The 19492-nt window shown below is 35.6% G+C and carries 8 protein-coding genes; all 8 read left to right on the plus strand.

Annotation, left to right across the window (positions count from 1 at the left end; genetic code table 11):
* The first annotated feature begins 42 nt into the window (after positions 1 to 42).
* The 8 genes from ATS74_RS20110 (at position 43) to ATS74_RS10930 (ending at position 19492) form a co-directional block, all read left to right on the plus strand.
* Positions 43 to 2484 carry an McrB family protein gene (locus ATS74_RS20110; RefSeq protein WP_235592006.1) on the plus strand — a complete coding sequence of 814 codons (2442 nt, stop codon included), beginning with the start codon at positions 43 to 45 and terminating at the stop codon, positions 2482 to 2484.
* Positions 2484 to 3812 (plus strand): McrC family protein, encoded by a 1329-nt coding sequence (locus ATS74_RS10900; RefSeq protein ID WP_058548923.1) that lies wholly within the window; start codon positions 2484 to 2486, stop codon positions 3810 to 3812. Before ATS74_RS20110 ends, ATS74_RS10900 begins: the two co-directional genes overlap by 1 nt.
* Positions 3813 to 3838: 26 nt before the next feature.
* On the plus strand, positions 3839 to 5515 hold the full coding sequence (locus tag ATS74_RS10905; protein ID WP_058548924.1) for a hypothetical protein: 1677 nt from the start codon (positions 3839 to 3841) through the stop codon (positions 5513 to 5515).
* A gap of 164 nt (positions 5516 to 5679) precedes the next feature.
* Positions 5680 to 6942 carry a DUF2130 domain-containing protein gene (locus ATS74_RS10910; RefSeq protein WP_058548925.1) on the plus strand — a complete coding sequence of 421 codons (1263 nt, stop codon included), beginning with the start codon at positions 5680 to 5682 and terminating at the stop codon, positions 6940 to 6942.
* A gap of 295 nt (positions 6943 to 7237) precedes the next feature.
* Positions 7238 to 10483: an STY4851/ECs_5259 family protein gene (locus tag ATS74_RS10915; protein ID WP_082660586.1), complete on the plus strand. Its 3246-nt coding sequence runs from the start codon at positions 7238 to 7240 to the stop codon at positions 10481 to 10483.
* A 7-nt stretch (positions 10484 to 10490) separates the two neighbouring features.
* Positions 10491 to 16793, plus strand: a complete 6303-nt coding sequence (locus ATS74_RS10920) for a DEAD/DEAH box helicase (protein WP_058548927.1) — start codon at positions 10491 to 10493, stop codon at positions 16791 to 16793.
* Positions 16794 to 16873: 80 nt separating this feature from the next.
* A complete protein-coding gene (locus ATS74_RS10925; protein WP_058548928.1) occupies positions 16874 to 17212 on the plus strand; it encodes a hypothetical protein in 339 nt (112 codons plus the stop codon).
* Positions 17213 to 17215: 3 nt separating this feature from the next.
* On the plus strand, positions 17216 to 19492 hold the full coding sequence (locus ATS74_RS10930) for a hypothetical protein (protein WP_058548929.1): 2277 nt from the start codon (positions 17216 to 17218) through the stop codon (positions 19490 to 19492).

Consider the following 19492-nt stretch of genomic DNA (forward strand, 5'->3'; position numbering starts at 1 on the left):
TGAATGGCTGCGGAATAAACTTAAGTAACAGGGACTTAAACAATGAGCTTTTTCAATAAACAACAATTTGATCTTTTAAATACGTGGGCCAAACAAAAATATCATAAAAATGATGTTGATCATCAATCGGCTTATAAAGGGCTAGCTAATATCTATAGACTAGTCGAGCAATGGACAGATAGCCTACAAACACAAGTTTTCCCCAATGGACGAATTGATATTAGAAAAAGCCCAGTTAATCAAGCCCAAAAGTTTGAAAGTTATATGTGGGGCAAGATTTATCCAAGTACTAATTCACCTAAAGCTTTAGCTTATACCGTTGGGTTTAATACTGAAGGATTAAATATAAAAATTGATACAGTTTCTTTGAAAGGGAATGATGAAAAACGAAAAAGATATCTTGAAGTACGAGGCGAATTTACCTCATCGGGAATAGTAAGCCAATTACCAATTAATGATGCTTTAGCTCTTAGCTTAGAACAAATTGTTGAGTGGTCTACAAGCCAGATTAAAGGATTTCAATTTACATATGAGCAATTAGCAAAAAAAATTGGTTTAAGTGACTCTAACGAGTTTCCTTATATCGAGAAATGTAACAATTCGATAGCATTTGAAAAATTCATTAATAAGAAAGGTTTAAATAAAAAAATATTTGATGATGCCATAAGAGTTATACATGAGGCGGAACCAAGATTTGATTTATATAATATTAATCAAGAGTCATCTCCTTTACGTTTTGGAAGTAAAGATAATACGAAAAAGCCAGGTAAAGTGGCAGGAATGTTTGTTATTGAAAAGGGGCAACTAAATTTATATTTTACTAAGCGATACGACCGTGAAGAAGCGAAAAAAATTCCTCTCAATCTAGACTTGAAGTCGAATGAAGCTTTAATCAATGAAGTATTGAAAGGGCAGCTAGCTACTTTTCAAGAGAACGGATTATGTGGTGATTCTCGTTGGCCAACATTTTATGGTGAAGTAGAAAGTATTAGTGATGATGGTAATAAAGGTGGTGGTCCACTAGGTGCTCACTCCCCACTAAATCAGATCCTTTACGGGCCACCAGGTACAGGAAAAACCTACCACTGTATTGAAGCAGCTGTTAAAGCTGCCGACCCCTTACTTCACAAGTCAATTGTTGATAACACCGTTGAATCTGATGATTTAACGGTTAGAGAAAAGCTTGAAAACGCGTATAAGTTATTGGTTGCCAAAGGCCAAATTCGCTTTGTTACCTTTCATCAGAGTTATGGTTATGAAGAGTTTGTTATTGGATTAACCGCCAGAACTAAAGGTAAACAGTTAACATATTTTGAAAAGGATGGTGTTTTTAAAGAAATATGTGATGAGGCTAAAACCTATCGGGAAACAATCACTGTCAAAAGTAGTGAGTCTTTCATTACATGCTGGCAAGCATTTGTTGAAAAATTTAGTGAAGTTGAAACAGGTATTGAAATTCAAACAGTAAGTGGGAAATCATCTATAAATGTTTACGATATTGATAATGATGTCATTCGTTTCGATAAAAAAATAGGCACGTCAGTTCACTCATTAAATGTTAAAACACTCAAAGCCATATTTGATAAAAAACGCGTGATTAAAGGTGGGCTAGAACCTTATTACGCTGCATTGATTAAATATATAAAGTCACTTGCAGATAATAATTCTAGTACCCATATTGAACGTAAAAATTATGTGTTGATTATTGATGAAATCAACCGAGGCAATATCTCTAAAATATTTGGTGAATTAATTACTTTAATTGAACCGTCAAAGCGTTTAGGTGCTAAAGACGAATTAGAGGTTATTTTACCTAATTCGGAAGAACCATTTTCAGTACCTGATAACTTATATTTAATTGGAACTATGAACACGGCTGATAGGTCGTTGGCGATGATGGATACTGCATTGCGTCGTCGTTTTGATTTTATAGAAATGATGCCACAGCCAGAATTATTTAAAGGTAAAGAAGTTAAGGGTATTGACCTTGAGCTGCTACTTAAAACAATGAACAAGCGTATTGAGGTGCTTTACGACCGAGAACATACATTAGGGCATGCTTTTTTAATCCCTGTTTTAAACGCTTTAGATAGTGGTGAGGAAAATGCAGAGGTAAGCGCATTTATTGAACTTAAAAGCACGTTCAAAAATAAAATCATCCCGCTACTTGAAGAGTACTTTTTTGAAGACTGGAATAAAATTCGCTTAGCATTAGGTGACAACCGAAAAGAAAAAAGTGAATTAGAACAATATATTTTTGTGAAATCGAAAAACGAAGAATATAGTAAAATTTTTGGTGAAAATCATGGTTTAGAAACCTACGAAGACACGAAAACCACATACACCTTAGCTGATTTTAACGCTCAATATTCAGTATGGAATAGCCCGATAGCTTATCAGGCTATTTATGACGATACATTGCTTAAAAGCCCTGCGAACACTAATGATGATGCAAATGAAGTTCCATCTTTGAGTGCTCAGTAATGCCGGAAGTAAAAAAGCAAACTACTGTTTTTGAGTTTGGGTATTTGGTTAATGGTGATGATAAAAGTGGCAAAGTACCAGCATCGCCCCAGATAAAACCTATTTCTGGAGACGCATACAATTATTTAAGAAAGTTATGTTTATGTGATGACTCAGAAAGTCGATTCATGCGCTTAAAGCAAGTTGATAGCTGTGAGGTATTACAAGTTAAAAACTATGCAGGTGTGATTTTTACTCCCGATGGAACCCAAATAGAAGTATTACCTAAAGTAGCTAAAAATAGTGATGACAGCGCCTCGCGCGCGTCATTACTCATGATGCTTAAATCACTTAAGCAGTTTAGGCACATACAAACTAATAACGCTAATTTAGCTGAAAATAAAATACCTTTACTAGAGGTTTTTATTAGCCAGTTTTTAGCCTCTGTAAATACTTTAATAAAGCGCGGGCTTAAAAGTGACTATGTACTAAAAGAAGATAACGTTGCCTTTTTAAAAGGTAAGCTTTTGGTAGGCAAACAAGTTAAGCATAACTTTATTAATAAACATAAGTTTTATGTTGAGTACGAAGAGTATTTACAAGATAGACCGGTTAATCGATTAATACACACCGCACTTGTAAAGGTTAAAAGCTACAGCCGCAGTGCTAATAACCAAAAACTACTGCAAGAGCTGTTATTTGCTTTTGCAGACATACCACTAAGTAATAATGTTAAGAATGACTTTGCTAGCGTTAAGCTAGATAGGGGAATGAAGTATTACGAAGCCCCACTGGCGTGGACAAAGCTAATTATTGATGGATTCTCTCCGTTAACCTTGCAGGGTAAAAGTAATGCATTTTCGTTGTTGTTCCCTATGGAAGCGGTGTTTGAAAGCTTTGTTGCTCAGTATTTAAAAAAGCATATTACAGGTTTTGGTGAGGTATCTGCTCAGGTGAGTACTAAGTCTTTAGTTGATTATGGCAATACACCTTATTTTTTACTAAAACCGGATTTATATATTTCACGCAAAAGTGATACCGATAAAAGCAATGACATTGTGCTTGATACAAAATGGAAATTAATAAATGAGAAAAACTCTAAACGAAAAGACAAGTTTGGGCTTTCTCAGGCCGATTTTTATCAGATGCTTGGATATGGTCATACTTACTTAAATGGAGAAGGTGATTTAGTCCTGATTTACCCTAAAACTGATACGTTTAGGATCGCATTTCCGCATAGCTTTAACTATGAGGATGATGCGTTAAAGCTCTGGGTTGTTCCTTTCGATATAAAAGCTGAATGTAAGAGTAGAATAGATTTGAGCTGTTTAAATATAGGTATTATTTAATATTAACGTTGCAAGTGGAGTAGTCGATGCAACCAATAGAAGAAACTATTCAAAGAGTCATAATTCAAGATTTTGATCTGTTGAATAATTATAAAACATGTAATTTAATTGAAGCTCATAAAAATAATTTATTACAAAGCCATAAAAATAAAATATTAAAACCATTAGATGGTTTTAGCTATTGCGCTGATGAGGATGCAGACCATTTAGCCGATTATTATGGGGCTCTTGAAGAGGGCGATTTTGTAAAAGCCTGTTATTTAGCTAAGCAATACGATGAAATTGAAGAGTTACTTTTAAGCGCAATCGAAAATAATGACGAAGAGCTCGCTATTACACTATTATTACTAGGTGCGAATATTAATCATCAATACGTTGGCGAGTACGATGATATAAATTACCCAATAACACTCGCGATGGCTAATGGATTAGAGTATGTGTTCAATGCTCTGCTTTTATTTCATGACATAAACCTTGCAGTAATCGGAACCCCAATCATGGAAAACCCTGAAGTAAGACAGTTTTGCGGGTATCCGGTAACTAACTCTGCGTTGTGCCCTTTGGCTGTCCTGCTTCAGGCTGAGTATCAAAACTTTGCAAGATTTATAAATGTTGATTTTGATGTCATTCTTTCAGACAACTCTATGTTAAATACATTATTAATTGAACAAAATTTAATATATGAACTTAAGCAATTAATAGTTTTGGGTGGTTATGCTGATGACGTGGACGGTGATGATTGTGGTTATATAGGATCTCTGTATTGGGATTATAAGAGCAAGCCAATAGATACAAACCTAAATAGAATAAGCGAATTTGGAAATATAATTTCTAATGTGCTGATACAAGGTGATGAGCCCTGGCTTATTGATTTAATAGATAATTGTGGTAAACCATATGCTAAATCACTAATTAAAGAACTAGGTATAGAGGAACTTATTACCCAGCTTGCCGATAAGTATGAAGCCCAACAAAGCAAAATTGATGAGTTAGAGGATGAACTCGCTGATGCAGTTTCTGATAGTGATTTTTTTAAAAGGTTAGACCTTACTTCGATTGTTAATAACCACAATAAGTTTATAGAAATTGATATAACCGAAGAGTTTATTGAGCTTAATTTTAACTTTGTAAAGCCCTATGTAAAGGCAATAAAGGTAAGGCAACAAAATGCTGAGTATGAACTTGTATTAGAAATAAATACTGGTATTGAGCTAACAGAAGAAATCAAAATATCAGGTTTTTTTAATAGGCCCTTCCAAAGCTCAGTTAAAATGACAGCCTATGTATATCAGCATTTAATACGCTTGAAAAATGTGTATATTAGCTTGTTAGCTAGTCATAAAGCTACACTTGAGCCACTCAACAAATTGACCCCTAATTTTATTGATGCATTGTTAAACCATGATGTGGTTATTGAAGGTTGTCATTCATTTGACCTATTTAAGTACCTAGCCATGTTATGTAATACAGACTCTGTCGACTTTTTTAACAGTGTGAACAAAGTAAATAAAAGTCAATATATTCAAGTTATTGTTGATAAAAAAGTTGAGGTTAACTTGATTGATTTTAGGGAGTCTCTTCCAATTTACAGTGGTGAGATTGGCCCTGAGAATAAAGATGAGTATAAAGTGCTTAACATTGCTCTTTACCAAGCAATTTTAATGCTAAGCAGAACTCAAATATATGACAAACACGATAAGTAACTTATTTATATGTACATTTTAATAGTAACTTTATTTACACAAAGGTAATTTAATTTCTATCTGTTAGTTTAGCAATAACAATAATTTGTTATTAAACAATTGGTTATATTTTGGTATCAACCTTGTAATAGTAGCTATGTGTTTAACTATTACAAGGCTTAGCCATGACTTCTAAAATAATTCTTAATGCAAACGATTCAATAACCTGTCCTCATTGTGATACTGATTTTGATGTACAAGATGCGATAGCAAAGCATTTAATTGAGCAACATGAAAATGAGTATGAGCAACTCCTAAATCAGCAATTAACTACCCTTAAAGCCCAAGCCACTAAGGATGCAGAGAAATCAGCGTCAAAAGTATTTCAGCAGCAACTAGCACAATTAAATGAACAGCTAGAAGACAGCAAGCAAAGCGAAGAAGCACTCAAAACAAAGATTGAGTCTGAAAAAGTTAAAGCAGAGCAGCGCGTGCTTGAAAAGGTGAGGCTAGAAAAACAAAGCCTTGAGGCATCAATAAAATCTAAAGATGAGCAATTAGATCAATTTAGAAATGAAGAACTTAAACTCAGAAAGGCCAAAACAGAGCTTGAAGATAAACAAAAAAACTTTGAGCTTGAATTAGCACGTAAAGTTGAAGAGCAAAAGCAGTTACTTCGTGATGATGCTGCAAATGAGTTCAAATTGAAAGAAGCTGAGTACCGTAAAAAAATTGATGATGCTTCCAAAGCTAATAATGACCTTAAGCGCAAGCTAGAGCAAGGCTCACAACAGCTACAGGGGGAAGTTTTAGAGCTTGAGCTAGAGACTACACTAGCACAGTTATATCCGCTTGATTTTATTGAACCCGTAAAAAAAGGGGCTAAAGGCGCAGATGTTATTCAAACAGTTTGCATGCGCTCAGGTACTGTGTGCGGAAAAATAGTGTGGGAGACAAAGCGAGCTGAAAATTGGTCAAACGCTTGGATTAGCAAACTTAAAACAGATGTACAAAATGCTGCTGGTGATATTGGAGTGCTAGTAACAACCGTATTTCCTGCTAATACAAATGAACCTATGTTAATGGTTGATGGAGTTTGGTTAGTTAAACCTGCTTTAGCAAAAGGGCTTAGTGAGGCCCTTAGAATAGTTCTATTAGAATCACAGCGCCAAAAAACGGTGAGTTCGGGCAAAAGTGAACAAGTAGAGGCTATATATGATTATATTTGTAGCACGCAATTTGTTCATCGTTTAAAAGCGGTTGTAGATCATCAAGAACAAATGAAGATTGAACTTGATAAAGAAAAAAGCGCAGTGCAAAGAATTTGGAAAAAGCGTGAAGGGCAGATAACAGGTATTACATCGCAAATGATGTCGATTTGTGGTGAGCTGCAGGGCCTCTCGCATGGTGGTATGCCAATGTTGGATGAAATAGCTACTCTAGAGTAATAAACAAAAACCAGTTAAGAGCAAATTTTGCTCTTAACTGGTCGCTAATATAAGTGATTTATCTAAATAATTACTTAACCACTTGATTTGAGTAAAATGAATGGTAGATTAACGCTAGTAGTATATAACTATCCCAAGGTCGGGAAGCAGTAAAAAGGAATTGCAGTGATAATACCCCAGCGTTACCCCTCTATTTATAGCTTTGCTCGGATAATAAAAATATCAAACGAGCCAATCATCCTATTACCCCTAGCTCTATATACAGCTAATGCATCAATTGATGAGGGAATCCTCTGTGCAAAATAATTTTTTAACTCCATCTCAATGGCTTTCTCAGTTTCTTTCTTCTCGTAATTTAGACTCAGTAACTGGCGGACCTTTGTTTACGCTCCACGTATCTGAAAATGAATATTTTAATTTAAAGTCATTTTTAAAATACCGAAAACCATCAACAGTAACCTTTAAAGATAGAGACTGGTGTGCTTGTTTTTGTTTGTTTGGTGCAGAATGGTATCGCAGGGAGTATAAATCTGGTTGGGCTTGGTTGGGTATTTTTGAGCAACTTGGTTATGAACTAGATGCTAATCATAGGTCAACTGTCGTTATAAAAGGGCTAACTTTTTGGAAGCGCCCAATAAATAAACATAGCAGCGATAGAAATGATTATTTAGGCTCAGTATATTCTGAAGGTGGATTACCTTTTGGGTTGCTAGCTTCAGAAGGTAGCCGTTTTCAAACATTGTTTAAAAAATTGCTTATTGAATTTGATAAGGCAAAAACTTTTGGCCAATCACCAATACCTTTAATTGAGCGACAATTACTCAGAATGCCGGACGCATTTAAAGAAGAAAGTACCGTAACGTTACTTCACGACATGGTGAGTAATTTATACGGTTTAATTGATACCTATGAGTTAGATAACAAAACAAACCCGCCCGAATATCTTGATTCAATGATGCCAAAATGGCGAATTAGTTTTCCTATTCCGCTAGACAATAAAACGGGAGATATTTTCTTATCGGGTTTATTACATTCTGCAGCGCAGCAGCGTAAAGAATCTAAAAAGAGAGAGCAGCGGCTTAAACTTTCGCAATGGTTCATAGATAGTGATGAGCTTTCTTTTTCTGCAAGTATTACAGTAAATAGTAAATTACCTGTCGCACTAAAAAAGAAAGATTTGTCAGCTCCCATAGTTGAAGTCTTAGTGTACGAAGGTCATTCTCAGATAGCTGATTTGGGCATAGCTCGAGCAGAGGTTTTTGATGATAATCTTATTTTACATATGCGAAAACTAAATACAGTATTTAGGCGCTTTGTAAATGAGTCACCATTAAAACTTGTAATAATGCAGGCAGGACGGGTTCGACATATTGAGGAAATTCCAGAATCTTCGTTACCTCATGATGAAATGCCTATATTACTTAAAAAAAGTAAAGATAAGCATATTGTAATTGGTAGTGGTACTACAAGTAAAAAGTCTGAAAATTTAGACCTTATTATTTCTAAAAATGCAAAATTAACCTCAGAAAATGCTGAACTATTTGTTGATGTACAAAGAGGTAATTATCGATTTCTAACGTTTAGTGGTGAGCTAAGTATTGATTATAGTTTTGATAATCATACTGATACATATGAGTTATCTACAAAAGAAGACAGTTTTAGTAAAGAGTTACTTACTATATCTGGTGAAATGTTCGAGTTTGAAACAGATAAAGGTTACCCAGTATTTAAAGGTCTTCCACAAATTAGCTGTGATTTTCCAAATACCAGTATTCTTATTGGTGATAATGAAGTAAGTAAAGTTAATAATTTATCCAACTTTTATGGCCGACAAGTTTTAAGAGTAAAAAATGGTGATAAAACGCTCTGTAGGCGTAAGTTGGCAATTTTACCAAAAGATTTTGATATGGAGTTGTTCGCTGGGCAAAAATCAAATCAAGGTAGTGTATCGATACATAGCGAAAAGGCGTTTATCTATAAAGTTGGGGATAATCTTAAAGTGCAGGCTGTATCGATAGAGGGCGGTAAGCGTATTAATTTAATCGCTGATGGAATTCCCCCTCCACATTTTGAAATGACGATTCAAGCTAATTTAATTTCTGACCCTATTGATTTAAAGATACCTTTTCCAAGCCGAGGCGCTATTTTATTTGATGGCAATGGACGTGAATTACCTTTTCACTTTTCAGTTGATGGCTTGTTAGGTGCAAGGATTAATCTTTTTAAACAACCAGGTAAAGTAAGCAGTTCATTTGAAATTGAATTAAAAGCCCCTACTAGTGCCTCGGGAAATGCTTCATATGTATTCCATTACCAAGTAAATAAATTTATTGAAGAAGTGAATCTATTTGATCTTCGAGAAAAAATAAAAGAGTTATTAGCAACCGCTCAATCTTCAGAACTGGATGAAGTTGTAAGAATGATTATCAGTGGCCCAGGAATGCAAACAAAACAATACACTATAGGTTGGTTTGCTTTATTTGGTATAAAAGATGAAAATTTACTTACATTTGAAGCTAAAGCTAATATTGATTTTTCCGGCTTAAAAGCTGAATTAATTAATTTAGGAAATCCTGAGCAAAAGCCTACGCAATTAGCGCAAAGAATATCGGCAGGGGCATGTATTGGAAAATTTGAGTTACCGTTAGTAAGTGAATCACCACAACTCGCGGTACCTGAGGAAAGCTCTCGTGTTCAATTTCGTCCTGTATTTATTCCCCCAACTACAAGTAATTTAGATCATAAATCAGTTAAATCACTTGGCAAAGCTGCTGAAACTTTTCACCCGATTTATAACAAGTTTGCATTTGATAAAGTACTTGATGCAATGACAAGTGATATTGAACATTCTGGGTGGCGTTATTTTGATTGCTTTTTAGATAAATATTCACATTTGCCAATGCTAACATTTGAGGCGTTTAAAGCATTAGCCCGACATCCTAAGTGTTTAGCTGTACTGCCATTTGCGACAAAGCTAAATGTCGCGAGTGTACTCCAAGTTTTACAGACTGAATTTAATATTGTGTGGGAACTCATTCCTTTGGAAATGTGGCGTGGTGGGTTAGATCTATACCAGAAAAATTTGGAAAAAATAGGCTTACCAGAGATGTTAATAACTAAATATGTAAATGAGAAAACAGCAAATATTAGTAATTTTATATCACTGCCGGATATCTTTTTATTACAACCTAATAAAAAAGCTATGTACCACGCACTTATTAATATTTGGCGAGAAGAGTTACTAAGGGAAAACGCAGATATTAGTGTTCGATGGCCACAGCAATATAACCAACAACTTTACAGCTGGGTGACAGCTAAGTTTCCTGAGCTAGCAATATTTAATGTCCCAAATGATTTTCAGCGTGCTGTTATGTATTTTCCACTCGCTGCAGCAGTCGTTGCTTCAACGGATACAACGTGGGAGGAGGTATTTAGTAGTAACGATGTTAATTATTTTCTTTTACGGCAATTAATGGAGTTTGACCGAAACTGGTTTAACTCAGTATATCAATGCTCATTGTGCTTTTTTATTTCGGAGTAGTAATTAGATGAATGTATTTTTTTCAACACTAAAAAAACAAGCAAACTCACGTGCTAAAGAAGCTACTTTGAGTGTGCTAGGCATTAATAACCCAAATTTAAGAAACCACTTAAATAATAAAATGGAAACAGACGAGCAATTTATTCACGGCCCTGTTTTTGAGCAAATGTTTAGTTGGGAGCGTAATACTGATTACACAATGCAGGATTTAGTGCAAAAAGGCTTGTTATCTCAAGAAGTTGTTGATGCATTAGACTCTAAGAATAATGGGCGCTATGTATTTGATAAAACTTGGAGCCCGTTTAAACATCAATATAAAGCATGGAACGATTTATTATCATCTAATATTCAGTCAAGAATTATTACTAGTGGTACAGGCTCGGGTAAAACGGAATGTTTTATGGTGCCTGTTTTAGAAGATTTATATAGTGAGGTAAAAACCTCAAAGCAACAGCTTGAAGGGGTCCATGCAATATTCTTATACCCTTTAAATGCATTAATTAATTCACAACAAGAACGTTTAAATGCATGGACACAACATTTTAACGGAGATATCCGCTTTTGTTTATTCAATGGTAAAACACCAGAGTACTTATCAAGCAAAGCTCGTCAAATACAAAAAAGCAGACCTCAGGAAGTTATGTGTAGAGAAGGACTTCGCGAAAGCCCTGCGCCAATTTTAGTTACGAATGGCACTATGCTGGAGTACATGCTTGTGAGGCAAACTGATGCGCCTATTATTGAAAAGTCTAAAGGTAAATTGCGTTGGATAATACTTGATGAAGCACATACATATGTAGGATCACAAGCTGCAGAATTAGCTTTGCAGTTGAGACGCGTAATGCAAGCATTTGAAGTGAAAGCAGAAGATATTCGCTTTGTAGCTACGTCAGCAACTATTGCAGGAGCTGCAGCAGAGGAAAACTTAAAAAAATATCTAGCGAGCTTGGCAAATATCTCAGTTGATCAGGTTGATGTAATAGGTGGAAGACGTGTAGTACCCGCTTTAAATTCAATGAGTATGGAGAATTTAACGCTAGAAAAAATTGAGCAAATTGAACCTCAGGGGGTCTTACCAGATAACAAAAAAGAGGAACAAGATCCTCACGTTTCTAAACTCAGATATTTAGCATTAGAAAGTAGCGAGGTAGCCGTAGCAATACGTGAAATGTTAACTGCACATAATACTCCTCCAAAAACTATTTATGAATTAAAACAAGCGCTATCAAAGTTTGATTTAAGCGAAAACAATATTTATAAATGGATTGATGTTTGTACAGGCACTAAACCAAGTTCTAATGCTGAAGCATTTTTAAAACTTAGGGCGCATTATTTTCAACGAACGCTTGAAGGCTTATGGTCTTGCATTGATAAAAATTGCGAACACAAAAAGCATTCTGAACTAAAAAATAATTGGCCTTTTGGTACTGTCTATTCAAAACATAAAATGCACTGTGATTGTGGTGCGCCAGTATTGGAGTTAACTTTTTGTAACGAGTGTAATGAGCCGCACTTACTGGGAGTGTATGATAATCAATCATATGTTCAGCAATGGGTGAATAGGCATACAGATGAGTTTGCACTCACAGAAGGCGAAAGAGAAGATTTACAGATAAGTGATAGCAATGATGAGAGTGATATTATTTCTGCTGATAGAACATCCCAAGTAGTTGTATTTAGCGGTCATAGCAATGAAGAGCATGACTACTACGAAATCGATGTAAGCAAAGATGGTAAAATATCTAAAGAAAGTGATAAAGCTGTTGAGCATTGTGAAATTGTCTTAGCTATGCGTGATCTTGATGGGCAAGAATGTGTTAGTTGTGGCTTTAAAGGTAAAAATAAATACGCTAATGCGTTTAGACGTGCCATGTTAGGTGCTCCTTTTTATACTACCAATGCGGTGCCCACAATTTTAGAATATTGTCCTGATTTTGAACCCGACAAATATAGTGACATAAAGCAACTTGGGCCAAATGAATTGCCAGCAAGAGGCCGTAGATTAATTACTTTTACTGATAGCCGCCAAGGAACAGCGAAAATCTCAGTGAGTATGCAGCAAGAAGCTGAAAGGTCTCACTTTAGAGGAACCCTTGTTAGAGAGTTACGTAAACATGTTGAAGAAAAGCTAAATATAGATCCTCAACTATTAGACAAAGTAAAAGAATATCAATCCATGTCAATTGAGACTCTTCGCCTTGTGTTACCTCAAATCAAACAAGTTAAGCCAGAAGATGCGGTCGCTCTTGATACATACTTTAGCTTTTTAGAAGCTGGAAAACAGACTAAGCCAGTGCCTATGTCATTCTCTTGGAAAGAGCTCATTAATGTTTTAAAGAATGATGAAAACATTGCTAATTCGATGACCCAGGAAAATCATTATTTTGCTCCTGAGGTCTTTGAGCTCGGCGATGCCACAAAATTATCAGAAATGATTTTAACTCGTGAAATTGCACGCAGACCTAAAAATAGAAATAACGTTGAGACACAAGGATTAGTTAAGCTTATCTATCCAGGGATTGAGTCAATTAAGGAGATACCTGAAAAGTGGGCAGAGCATAATTTTACACTTCAAGATTGGAAAGACTATTTGAAAGTATGTATGGATTTTTTTGTAAGAGAAAATACTTATGTATCTGTTTCTAGTGAGATATCGCGCTGGGTAGGTATGCATTTTTATCCTAAATCACTAATTAGCCCTGATTCAAAAGATAAAGACGAAAATAGGGTAAAAAGTTGGCCATTGGTCAAATCAGGTAAAAAGCGCCAGCAGCGTATAGTGATGTTACTTGCTAAAGCTGCAAAATTTAAAGCAATAAATAAAATAGAAGAAGACACATTAAATACTTGGCTAAGGGCTGCTTGGATTGATTTAGTAAAAACGAAAACATTGAATGAATATGCAGGTAAGCAATATCAACTAGATTTAAGTAGTGTTGAGTTTAGTTTATTGACACATGCATATATATGTCCGATTACAAATAAACTGATAGATACTGTATTTTCTGGTATTACGCCTTACTTGCCGTGGAATAAAGAGTTATCAGATTATACATGTGAGCTTATAGAGCTACCTTCAATTTGGGAGTTTGATACCAGCTCTGATGTATCTAATTTTGTTGATGATATACGAAAAAATGTAGCAGGAGACTCTAAGGTAAAGCAACTGCGTGAGCAAAACTTGTGGACTGATATTAATGATAGAGCTTTAGAAGGCGGTTTTTACTATACAACTGCAGAGCATTCTGCGCAGCAATCATCCGATAATTTGGAGCGCTATGAGGAAATGTTCAAACAAGGAAAGAAAAACGTTTTAAATTGTTCAACCACAATGGAAATGGGAGTCGATATTGGCGGGATTTCTGCTGTTGTAATGAATAATGTACCGCCTCACCCCGCCAACTACTTACAGCGTGCAGGGCGTGCAGGTCGCTCAAGCGAGTCAAGAGCAATAGGTTTTACTATCTGCAAAAATAATCCGCACGATCAGTACGTTTTTAATCAACCTCTATGGCCATTTATAACGGTAATTCAAGCTCCTACTGTTACATTTAGTTCAGAAAAGCTGGTGCAACGCCATGTTAACTCATTACTTTTAGGAACTTTTTTACGTGATAAAATTGGCACTACCAAAAAAGAAAAATTGTTTTTAAATTTGAGTTGGTTCTATTTAAGACAAGATGGAAATAAAGCAGTTTACGAGCAGTTTATAGATTGGGTTAAGGCTGGTCAGAAGACATTAAAAAATCAACTATCTATATTGGTACAAGGTACTATTTTATCTGATAGTTCAGAAGTTAAATTATGTGCGGACACAAACCTTAAAGTTCAAGAGTTGGCGTCTCGCTGGTTAAATGAACATAGTTATATTCAAACTGAAATGAATGGCACCGAGGCAGAAAGCCCTTATGGGTATAAATTAAGTAATGACTTGAAACGTCTTGAAAATGAGTACTTGCTAAGAGATCTGGCCACTAGAGGATTCTTACCTGGATATGGCTTTCCTACAGATGTAGTTAATCTTTCGGTAGATTCTTTAACGGATTATATTCGCCAAAAAGAACAAAAAAATAGTCGCTCTAAAGATAAAATAGGGCGTGAAGATAATGTTTCACTTAGCAGGGGAATGCCAAGTAGGAATTTAGCGGTAGCTATTCGCGAGTTTGCGCCTGGAACAGAGCTTGTTTTAGATGGGCGGGTGCATAAATCAGCGGGGATTTCACTTAATTGGCAAAATATTCATGTAGAAGGAGGAAAAGACTCTCAAAAATTTGATATTGCATGGAGGTGTGATTGCTGTGGGCAAACAGGCTATGAAGCTGATTTAGCCAAACAATCAGAGATAATCTGTTCAAACTCCCAGTGCGCATCAAATATTAAGTTAAAGAACCAACGCAGAGTTATTCAACCAACGGGCTTTGTCGTTGATTATTATCATCCACCTACAAATAATATTGCGAACACACATTATGTACCTGTACAACAGCCTTGGGTTATAGGTAAGGGGGCACATATACCTCTTCCTAATCCTGAATTAGGCTATATGGTAAATGATAACGCTGGACACGTATTTCATTATTGCTCAGGTTTACATGGTAAAGGTTATGGAATCTGCTTGAGTTGTGGTAAAGCAGAATCAATGACTTCTACGAGCGAACTTCCCCCAGAACTTTCTCTACAGAAGGCACATAGGCCGCCGATGCCGAATAAATTTCAGCGAGATGAGAAAGGTAAACCTGAATGTGATTCAACAGGTAAAATTTTAGAAGGTATTCATTTAGGTTATAACTCAACTACTGATGTATTTGAGTTGATTTTACGAAATCCAAATACAAGTGAATATCTCGCAGAACAGTCAATTGCAGTAACAATTGCTGTTGCTATACGAAAAGCATTGGTCGAAACGTTAGGTATCTCAGTGAATGAGGTAGGCTATAGCACAAGATTAACTTTAATAGAAAAAAGTCAGCAAGCTTATGCTATTCAATTGTTTGATATGGTTAGTGGTGGGGCTGGCTTTGCAACATCTGCAAAAGAGCACATTGCAAAAATATTAGAGAAAACAATCGCTATTTTGGATTGCGTTGATAATTGTGAACGCTTTTGCCATAAGTGTCTTTTAGAGTCTGATTCTCGCCATGATATTGATCAGCTAAACCGTAAGTTAGCGTTCGATTGGATAAATAAAAGCATACGAGATTATATTGCATTGCCAGTTAATTGCCAAAAAATGCTGGGCAGTGACATCACTGTAAAATATGTGGCGAGTTCACTTAAAGAAAAACTGAGTGAATTAATACGGATGAAACCTGATACATTAAAGTTTGTTTTCTCTAAAGGTAGTGATGATTGGGATACCTCACTGGCATACTTTAAGTCGCTATTCCACAGTTGCTTAGCTGAAGAAGTTAACATTCAAATAATTATTCCCGATGAAAAATTAAATGAAGGTATAAATAATTTTTTAGCGGAGTTAGATAAAATAGGCGTTAAAATATTTATTGCTGATATTAAATACCCTGTTATTTTTCAATCGATCAAAGGTGACGTTTGTACGACAGTTGCTAATGCTGACGAAGAGGCAACGCGACCAGGTGAAAACTGGTTAAATAGTAATGATATAACGGTACAAACTAACTCTTTTTCTGAAATAAAAGGGCAATCACTCTCTTTTGAATTGATAGGTGAAGCAGGTGCCGTAGAGATACCCACACTTCGCGAATTAAATGGGCCCTTAGCTGGGTTTGGTGTGCGGTTATTAAACCGTTTAACCGATTTAGATGATCATTTAAAAAACCTATTGAGTGTGAGCTCATTGCAAAACATCACTTATACCGACCGTTATATTCAAAGCCCGACAAGCATGATGATGCTCTGTGAGCTGCTCTCTGCATTAGCTAAAGGTAAAGAAGCAACTATTGAGGTGAAAACATGTTTTGCAGATAAAAAAGGACAACTTGGCTATGCAATTCAACATGATTGGGCTTATGAAGATGATTACAAATCAATTTTTGGTGCCTGGTTGCAACATAACTGTTCACCAAAGGCACAGCTTATAATAACTGATAAACATAAAGTGCCGCATAGAAGAACGCTTACTCTAGAATTTGATTCTGGTGATAAAGTAACAGTTACCTTTGATCAGGGACTCGGGTATTGGCGAGTTGAGGTTGATAGGGGGTTGCATAAACTTGACTTTAAAAGAGATCCAAAAGAACAGCTAGCTTGTCTTTGCAAAGCTTTTGAAAGAGCAAAAGTAACTAACAGTGCTGATTGGGAAACGTGGTTTACAGTTAGCTCAGTAAAATAAACAAGTTCAGCATTACTCTGACAGTTATTTTGTTTTTGGTTTAAATTGGAGCCCCTTTTTGAAAAAATGGGGGGAGAGTTATGAAGTTCGAACAAATTATTGAGCGTATTATTGCTATTAACCATGCATGGAAACTGGCTCGGGATGATTTTGGTAAAAATAGCCCGATTACTATATCGCTAAGAGAGCAAAAATCTTCTTGGCAAGCTAATTTACTCAGGCTTTATCCTGAGGCTAGCTTTTTGGCTTTAGCAACAGATTCTAATATGCACGATGAAGCTCTCTACAGTGTTAGGCTGATTAAGCCAGTTAAAACAAGTATCGGCCTTAAAAGTGATGCAGAGCATATTCCTAAAAGGTTGGCTGAATCATTATTTACAAACCAAGAGTTAAACAAATATTTTAATAAGGAAGTATAAAATATGAGCTTTTTTTCGCTCTTTATTCAAGACCCACTAACGGCAATTTTTAGCGCATGCATAGTTTTTCTTTTTCTTTATGTAGCCGTATCCGAAGTACTTAAAAGTAATAACTACATTAAGAACCAAAATAGTAAGCTTGAAGAGTTGAGAGGATTAGTAAACTCAAAAAGCTTTGATAATGAGTCAGGGTTAAAGAACTGCTTTGTACATGACAATGGGAAATTGTTAGAACGCAATAATTTATTGGTTACAAATGTACCACTAAACCATATTGCAGGTGACTTATATGACTCGTCTAATAAAACAATACCAGCACTCCTTACAAGCATAGGTGTTGCAGGTACTTTTTTAGGCATTACCATAGGTCTCTCAGATTTTGATTTAGGGAATGTAGGTAACGACTCTACAGCCTTACTCCATTCTGCTGCTGTTTTACTTACAGGTATGAAAACTGCTTTTGCGACTTCGTTAGCTGGTCTTGTTACATCAGCTTTCATGATCGTAATACTTAAATGGCGCATATCAAGTACAAATAAAGCTCGTAAAAATGTAGCTCATTTCCTTTCGAAAAATTGCTTGGAAGCAACTCCTTTAGATGTTTTACATGAGATCGCAAGCAATACTAATACTGGTGGACAAGTTGATTTAAGTAGTGCTTTTAATAAGTTAAATGAAAATATGTCCATGCAATTAACGCAGTTTAATCAATTAGCTGAGTCGTTTAATGGAAATGTCATTTCTGAAAAAATATCTTCTGCAGTTAATAACTCATTGGTAGAGAATATAGCGCCGGTGTTTAACGATTTAACTAAAGAATTGAAAACTTTGAAAACTGACAATGAATTAAATCATAAGCAGTTGGTTGAATCCTTGATAAATGAAATGGAATCGAAGCTTATTAGGCCAGTTACAGAGCAGCTTCGCGATACAGCAAATACCGTTAAACAAAGTAATGAAATTAATCAGCAACTAAATACAAATGTTGAAAAAACCTTGGCAGAAGTAGCTAATACTGTTTCCACAATTGATACTTTTAATCAAAATACAATGGAAAAACTTCAAGAATTTGCACTGTCTCTAAAAGATGTTTTGTCATCATTTAAATCTGAAACTCAGGTTGCCATGACAGAAATAACGACCCAAGTTGATTCAATATTATCTGTTGCGGTTAAAGGTATGGAGGAACAAAGAGCTGCTTTCAACACTAGCAGTGAGAAAGCAGCAGGGGCTTTTGAGAAGATGAGCATTGATTTAGAAAGCGCACTGGATACAAGGGCTGAGAAAGAAAGTAGCCTATACCAAAATTTTGAACTTAGATTAGAAGGTTTATTAGATAAAACAAGTGATTCGTTTGCAGCACAGTCAAAAGCAGTGTCTGAAGTTACCCATCAAATAGATTCAGTACTTCAAATTGCGGTTACTGGTATGCAAGAGCAAAGGGCTGCATTTGATAGTAGTACTGAAAAAGCGGCAGATGCATTTGAAAAAATGGGTGAAAATTTAGAAGCAACGTTAGACTCTAGGACAGAACAGGAAGCTAAACTATATCTAGAAATTGAAAATAGATTAGGGGCATTATTAGATAAGACAAATGCTTCGTTTGAAGAACAAACAAAGGTTATTAGTCAAACAGGTGAAAGTGCTAGCCTACTAATGAATAACGCTCGAGAGCAATTACAAATAGGTTTGGGTGATATAGATACAAAAGTTCTCAATATGTCTAGGACAGTTCAAAGTGAACTTGAGTCATTTAGATCTCAGTATCAAGAAAATTTAAATGATTTCTTTAATCAACAAAATAACCTGCTAGAGGATACACTCGGTAAGCAACGTAACAACTTAATAGAAGTGGTAGATAGATTTAAAGATGTGTTTGAGCAAGAGTATCAAACCCGCCACAATTTACTACAAGAGCTTACTGCACAATATCAACATTTACAGAGCAGTGTTGTTACGATTGAAAGACTGGTAAAAGCTATTGGACTCACTGAGTCATCTACATTCTCTCAACTTGAAGATATAGCAAGAAACACGGGTATTCAAGTAGGAGATCTTAAAAAGCAATACACAGAAGCAAGTGCTGTATTTAAAGAAATAACTGAAGGTTTACCAAAAGCTATGCATAAGTATTATGAGCAAGCAAACCAAAGCACAGAGCTTTATTTTAAAGGGTTTGATGAAGCTGCTAGTAAAATACATAATCGATTAGCTCAAGCCGCAGATTTTTTAATTGAAGCTAAAGTTCTAGAGAAATCAGTTTCAGAGAGTGAGGCTTAA

The organism is Pseudoalteromonas sp. H103, from assembly GCF_001469205.1.
Taxonomy (GTDB): Bacteria; Pseudomonadota; Gammaproteobacteria; order Enterobacterales; family Alteromonadaceae; genus Pseudoalteromonas; species Pseudoalteromonas carrageenovora.

Coding starts and splice junctions, on each gene's coding strand:
- ATS74_RS20110 (WP_235592006.1), top strand. CDS start 43: ATGAGCTTTTTCAATAAACAACAATTTGATCTTTTAAATACGTGGGCC.
- ATS74_RS10900 (WP_058548923.1), top strand. CDS start 2,484: ATGCCGGAAGTAAAAAAGCAAACTACTGTTTTTGAGTTTGGGTATTTG.
- ATS74_RS10905 (WP_058548924.1), top strand. CDS start 3,839: ATGCAACCAATAGAAGAAACTATTCAAAGAGTCATAATTCAAGATTTT.
- ATS74_RS10910 (WP_058548925.1), top strand. CDS start 5,680: ATGACTTCTAAAATAATTCTTAATGCAAACGATTCAATAACCTGTCCT.
- ATS74_RS10920 (WP_058548927.1), top strand. CDS start 10,491: ATGAATGTATTTTTTTCAACACTAAAAAAACAAGCAAACTCACGTGCT.
- ATS74_RS10925 (WP_058548928.1), top strand. CDS start 16,874: ATGAAGTTCGAACAAATTATTGAGCGTATTATTGCTATTAACCATGCA.
- ATS74_RS10930 (WP_058548929.1), top strand. CDS start 17,216: ATGAGCTTTTTTTCGCTCTTTATTCAAGACCCACTAACGGCAATTTTT.